General features: G+C 65.9%; 5 protein-coding genes. 2 read left to right on the forward strand and 3 right to left on the reverse strand.

Annotation, left to right across the window (positions count from 1 at the left end):
• The first annotated feature begins 144 nt into the window (after positions 1 to 144).
• Positions 145 to 549: an ABC transporter permease gene (locus VGQ44_15455; protein ID HEV8448226.1), complete on the forward strand. Its 405-nt coding sequence runs from the start codon at positions 145 to 147 to the stop codon at positions 547 to 549.
• 19 nt (positions 550 to 568) lie between these two features.
• Here the strand turns inward: VGQ44_15455 and VGQ44_15460 are convergent, their stop codons facing one another.
• Together VGQ44_15460 and VGQ44_15465 are read right to left on the reverse strand one after the other, a co-directional pair.
• Positions 569 to 976, reverse strand: coding sequence for a hypothetical protein (locus VGQ44_15460; GenBank protein ID HEV8448227.1), 408 nt, complete (start codon positions 974 to 976; stop codon positions 569 to 571).
• Positions 977 to 1,019: 43 nt separating this feature from the next.
• The gene (locus tag VGQ44_15465; GenBank protein HEV8448228.1) at positions 1,020 to 1,433 is read right to left on the reverse strand and encodes a hypothetical protein; all 414 of its coding nucleotides are present in this window, start codon (positions 1,431 to 1,433) and stop codon (positions 1,020 to 1,022) included.
• Between the two features lie 397 nt (positions 1,434 to 1,830).
• Between VGQ44_15465 and VGQ44_15470 the strand changes: the two genes are divergently transcribed.
• The gene (locus VGQ44_15470) at positions 1,831 to 4,845 is read left to right on the forward strand and encodes a hypothetical protein (GenBank protein HEV8448229.1); all 3,015 of its coding nucleotides are present in this window, start codon (positions 1,831 to 1,833) and stop codon (positions 4,843 to 4,845) included.
• Positions 4,846 to 4,851: 6 nt separating this feature from the next.
• Here VGQ44_15470 and VGQ44_15475 read toward each other — a convergent pair.
• Positions 4,852 to 6,466: ABC-F family ATP-binding cassette domain-containing protein (locus VGQ44_15475; protein HEV8448230.1), on the reverse strand; the 1,615-nt coding region annotated here is incomplete at its 5' end.

A 6,466-nucleotide genomic window follows, 5' to 3' on the forward strand; every position in this document is an offset into this window, starting at 1 on the left:
GGCGCTGTCGTCGACGTAGTCCTCGCGGGCTCCGGGCGAGATGAATTCCATTGTCGGCGTTCGTTGGAGGTCGTCTCGTGAAACACTTCCCGACTGCCGACAATTTGCCTACTCTGATGAGTAGTGCACATGACACAGGGACTCATGACTACGTACCTTCGGCTGGTCGCCGCGGTAGTCGCGGTGCTGGGCTGCAGTGAGACACGCGCATTCGTGCAGCCGCCGGCCAGCGAATATACGGCCGCCCGCTTCGAGCTCGCGACGACTCGGCGCGACACGATTCAGGGCGCGGCCATCTCGCAGGAATTCCTGCGCGTCATTGATGTTCATCCTGTACTCGGACGGTCGTTCATCGCCGAGGATTTCCAGCCGGCCGGACCACCAACGTCCCTCATCAGCTACGACCTGTGGCATGACCGACTCGGCGCGGACGTCGCCATCATCGGCAAGCCAATTCGATTGAACGGGGCCGACGTCATCGTCGTCGGCGTCACACCGAAAGGCGTCGAATTCCCAAAGGGCGCATCAGTCTGGGTTCCGCGGCGCTGAGCGTATCTGGACCGGGCGTCTAGATCGGGTGCGAGGTGGCCGAGGCCGTGCGCCGGGTGCTCAGCCACAGCCAGACTGCCGCGACAACGAACCCCACCACGCCGTAGAAAACGCCGAACGCCGGCTGGAAGACGGCGGCGATGACTACGCCGACGATCACTCCGAGCGCCGTTTGGCCGATGGCGCGGGCAAGCGAGACGCGACGAAGAAAAATCCAGGCCAAAAGAGGAGTGAGTACCGCGCCGACGATGGCGCCGAAGAAGGCCCCGAGTGTGAACACCATGAGCCAAGCGCGCAGCATGACCAAGCCCCGCTCGGCGGTGATTTCGACGACGGAGGAAAGACCGCCGAGGATGGCGCCGCAGATAGCTCCCGTCAGAACGAGCCCGACGGTGACGGCGAGTATGCGACCGGGCGAGACTCTCATCTTCGGTGAAGCGCGCGTCCTGGGACGCGCGTCCTAGGAAACGCTAACGCGAGCGAGTCGCGCGCACGTCGCGGAACTTGGTGCTGTCCCGAATCCGCAGTTCACCGATGAGGCTGTCACGCCGTATCTGGAACCGCCATACGCCATTCGGGATGCCGCACGTTAACGACGCGCCGAGTGCGGCGACCCGGCACGTGAGCACGCCCATCTCCTGTTCTTGCGCGTTGACGATCTTGCGCGCGTCCATCGACACGCTGTCGCCGGGCTTCGCTCGGGTGATCCGGTAAACCACGACTTCGTCGTTGCACGACGAAGGCCGCACGAGGCACAGCGAGGTGCCGCGCCAGACGCCAACAGGATCTGAGGCGCCCGTCGCCGCTTGCGCCGACCCGCGACGCGCGAGCGCGCCGAGCGCGCCGAACACGGCGAGGACAACCAGGCTGGATCGCAGATTCATGGACGCGGTCCCCGGTGGCGCTCGAGTAGTCATCGGTCGAGCAAGCTGCCGGTGAGAGACCCGTTACGGCCAACGTTTGTTAGCCCTACTGGCCGCGGCGCCCGGACTTCGCCGAGGTCGATTGCGGCTTGACCTGCGGGGTGCGCGGCGGGGGTGGTGCGCCCGTTGCGCGCCGATCCGGCGCGACGGGATGCGCAGCCTTGGGCTTCTTCGAAAAATCCGGAATGTGTCGTTCGCCTTTGTGCTTCATCTGTTCCTCCGTCGTCCACCCGTCCACCCGTCCACCCGTCCACCCACCCACCCACGGTAACCACTCAGCGCCGCGTCGGCGAGCCCAGCGTTCGCAACCCGCATCCCCGAGGCTGGGCTCGCATAAAGATTGCCCCTCCCAAGGGCAATGATTCATCCGTCCAACGCGGGTGCCCTCGTCGTCATGCTCGCGTTACTTGGTGGCAGCGCGTTGCGCGGCCAGAACGCAGACTCCGGGGCGGCTCGCGCGCGCCCTGCCCCGGCGCCGCCAGTGTTTTCGATCGGGCAGCCGTCGATTTGGCCACAGCAGGTCTCCGCACAGGGAACGGCGTACACCCAGAGTGGCCGCTACGGCGCGACGTTCAGCTACGGCGTCTTCCACGCGTTCAACAAACCGCCGATCACGGCGTTCAACCCTCTGCTGGGCCTCATCGGCGGCACCGTCGAAGGGTACGGCAGCGTCGGTGGCGTCGAAGACGCTGGGCTTCGCGCGATGGCCACCTCGCGACTCCTCGCGACCAGCGTCGGCGCGGACTGGGACATTCGACACGACCGCGTCGACGCCATCTTCAGTTGGCAGAGCGCGATCCGCCGCGGTGGCCTAGTCGGTTCCGGCTCCATGGTTCGTATCGACTGGATTCCGGCGCGTGCACAGACGGTCCGCATCGGCGTCGCCGCTCCACTCTTTCAGCCGCTCGCCGGGCGCACGCGTCCGAGAGCGACGAGCGTCACGATTCCCGATGCGCCGCAAGAGCGCGCGACGACACCCGCGCCACGCGATCCTCACACACAGCAACTGATTCGTGAGATCGAATCGGCGTCCGAAGTCATCGCCGCCTACTCCAATCTCTACGCCGACGACGCGGTTCACGCCTCGCGCGGCAGCAGCTACCGCGCGGCCATGGACCGGTCGCGTACCGCGCTCGAGGAGTTGTTCGCGGCAGGGCTCGACGGCCCGGAGTGCGCGCGCGCGGCGCGACGCGCTCGCCTCGCCGTCCTCGATCGCGTCATCATCCCGGTCGACTCGGTCTTCGGAAGAGCGAAACAAGTGGATGTGACCCGTCTCGCGAGCGGCGCCGCCGATGACTTTGATCGATGGCTCCGTGATTCCTCGGCGCTTGTCCCGGCCAAACGACCGATCGCCGCGTCCGGGTTCGCGGAGTGGCTCGATGCGGTCACGCCACCCATGCGCGCGATCGTCGAGCGCAATCATGATTCGCGTTTGGTTTGGCTTCCCATGGACTTGGCGCTCACGTTCGATCAGTACGACGAACAGCTCCAGGTCGACTCACTCATCGGCCGAGTGGTCGGGCATCCGTTCACCGATCGCAACGACTTGATGTACATGCGCAGCACCGACCTCCCACTCGAGGTCGCGCGTTCCATCCTCGCGGCGCGGCAGTACCACGTGCTGTGGACGCACGAGTTGATGGGGCGAGAGTGGTACACGCGCGCTATCGACAACGTCGGCTACACGATGGTGGCGGACGCGTATTTCCCGGCGCTCACGGCGGCGGTTCGTCGATACGACAGCACCGGCGTCATGCCGACATACATCATCCTCCACGATCAGTTCTACTATGAAACCTCCGACGGACGTCTCTGGCTGACGATCCTCGAGGATCCGCTCGACGCATCGATGGCCATCGAAGGCGACGACGGCACGAAAGAACGGTATCTGCGTGAGCGGCAGAACGAGCTCCGCGCCGCCGTCGCGGCGTCTCGGCGCCTGCAACAGGACGCACGCGCGTCAGGCGACGCCGCCGGTTGGCTGCGCAACACGGTCAAAGTGCACGTGAACGTGATGAATCAGTCCGACTTCTCCTTCCGCAGCAGTCACATCATCCCCGGCGTCCGGTTCACTCCCGACAACCTGATGCGCGATCATCGCAAGCTGGTTATCTACGATGTGACCGAAGCCGAGCCGAGTCGGGGCGCGGTGTTGGTAATGGGCATCGGCATCGGCGAAGTGTATTCCAGCGCCGGGTGGGAGGACCGCGGATTTCGCCTTCGCGGTCCCGCCACGCTCGACGCACGCGCGGGCCTTCGGCAGACGTTGCGCGAGAACGGCTTTTCGGAGAGTGAGATTCCGGCGCCGCTCCGCGCCGTGGCCAGCAAGCGCGCACAGGAAGAAAAGGCGAACCTCGGCGAGTTCGTCGGCCAAGCGCTGCAGGTGCACAACGAGGTCGGCTTCGGCGCAAAGAAGTCGTCGGTTGCGCGCGCGATGCTGTACAACCTCGCCCAGCCCGGCGCGGTGATCATCGTTCCCGACCAGCTCTGGATGAGCGAGACCTGGGCGGGAATGCTCGTCGGAGCCGCCGCGCGCGGCGCACGCGTCCAGATCATCGCGCCCGCGCTGGCGAACGCGCCGATTCCCGACGCGCCGGCGATGGCGCGCGCCCACGACGTGCTGATCCGGATGCTCGCGCTGCGCGACAGTCTGGCGCCGGCGTTGCACGAGAGTGGCGGCGAGCTCCACATCGGGCTCTTCGCCGCGCGTGCGTCGGAAAACGACGCGGCCGGCCGCATACGCGAGGTGCGCGCGGGACTCGCCCGCTATCCGTGGATCCGCACCGTGATTCCGTTCGATGACAAAACGCTCTCGGTCCTCGACCGCGTCGAGCGCGAGATCGCGAGCAGCGGCCGTCCGGACGCGACGCATCTCACGCCCAACGAGAAACCGCATCCGCCGCAGCCGCATCGCAAGACGCAGGTCGTCGCCCGGCCGACCGCGATCGCCGCCCTGCTCCATCAGCCCGGATGGGACGACATCCTCGCCGACGCCATGCGTGTGCAATCGAGCCAGAGCACGACCTTCGCCAAGCAATTGGGCGAGACGCACCCCGCCGTCGACACCGCCGCCACGCGCCGCGCCGACCAGATGATGCGCGGCTACGAGGCGAGCATTCCGGCGGCGGAGCGCAAGCGCGTGAGCTTCTACTTCGCCGAGGGCTCACACAACATGGACGACCGCGGGATCGTCTCCGACGGCGAGGCGATGTTGATCGTGTCCGGCCCGCAGGCGTCCGCCGGACTCGTCGACCTCTTCTATATGATGGCGCGCACCACGTGGATCGATCGACCGGCCGAACTGGAGCAATTGCTTCCAGCCCAGTCGTCACTCGTCAGGCGGTTTGCGCACTGGATTCGCGCGGTGTTGTGAGCGAGGTCATCGCTCAGTCGCGCGGCCTCTCTCCCACTCGACGAACGGTCCATCGAAGTCTCTGAGGTGCGTGCCGTCGAACGACCACACGCGCGTCGCGACCTCGCGCAGGAAGGCTCGGTCGTGACTCACCAAGAGCACCGAGCCGTCGTATTCCTCGAGTGCGTCCTCCAGCGCCTCGATGTTCTCGACGTCCAGATGGTTGGTGGGCTCGTCGAGGATGAGGAGATTGGCGTGCGCAAGCGTCATGAGCGCGAGCGCAACGCGAGCCCGCTCGCCGCCGCTCAGTGTGCCGATCTCGCGAAACACTTCGTCGCCACTGAAGCCAAACGCACCGAGACAATTCTGCACCGCGCCTCGGCTCCACAATGGCCGCTGCTCTTGGATCGCATCGAACAAGGATTTGCGGAGCGGCAGGTCGCCGAGATCCTGGCGAAACCACGCGGGCGTGATCGAGCCGCCGATCTTCGCCTCGCCACTCGCCGGTGCGCGATCGCCGATGATCGTGGAAATGAACGACGACTTACCCGCGCCGTTCGGCCCGATGAGGGCGACGAAGTCGTTTCGTCGCAACACGGCCGTGAAGTCCTCGACAAGGACGCGGCCGGGCACTTCCACGGTCAGGTCCTTGACTGCGATCACTTGGTCCCCGCCGCGCTCGGCCACCTCGAACTTGAGGTCCATTGCCGCCGGATCACCCGGCGGGGGCGCCAGACGCGGCAAGCGTTCCAGTCGCTTGCGTTTGCCTTTTGCTTGAAACGAGTTGACCCCCGCGATGTTGCGACGGATGTACTCCTCTTCCTTTTTCACGTACGCCCGCTGCTTCTCGAGTTCGCGGTCGCGCGTGAGACGTCGTTCGGCGCGCTGCGGAACGAACTGGCTGTAGTTGCCCTTGTACCACTCGCTCGTGCGCCCTTCCACGTGCAGGATGTGCGTGCAGATGGCGTCCATGAAGGCACGGTCATGCGACACGACGATCACCGTCTCGTCGGCTTCGCTGAGCCAGTCTTGCAGCCAGGTCGTCGTGTCGAGATCAAGGTGGTTGGTGGGTTCGTCGAGGAGCAGCAGATCCGCGGGCGCGATGAGCTGCGCCGCGAGACCGACGCGCCCGCGCTCGCCGCCCGAAAGCGTTGACACGGGACGTGTCTTGGATTCCTCAGCATCGAAGTCCAGCCCCTGAAGCACCGCGTCGACCCGGGCGTGATAGATGTAACCGCCGAGATCGGCGAAACGCTCTTGGTCGTGCCCGAACCGTTCGAGGAACTCGTCAGTGACACGGTCACCGAGCTCGCCAAGCTCCATCGCCTGCTTGGCGATGCGCTTCTCGAGGGCGATGACGTTGCGCCACGCGGCGGCCCCGGCCTCCCAGACCGTCGTCGCGCCTTCGAACGCGCGGTGCTGGTCGAGCAGCGCATGCCGCAGTCCCGGCTTGCGCGCAACGCTCCCCGCCGTTGGTTCAAGCTCACCGGTGATGAGCTTGAAGATCGACGACTTGCCGGCGCCGTTGCGCCCGACGATGCCCCACCGCTCGCCGTCGGCGACGGTGAAGGTGATGTTCTTAAAGAGTTCGGTGGCGCCGAATGAAACGCCGATGTTGGAGAGCGAGAGAAGAGTCACGTCG

The organism is Gemmatimonadaceae bacterium, assembly GCA_036003045.1.
Classification (GTDB): Bacteria; Gemmatimonadota; Gemmatimonadetes; order Gemmatimonadales; family Gemmatimonadaceae; genus JAQBQB01.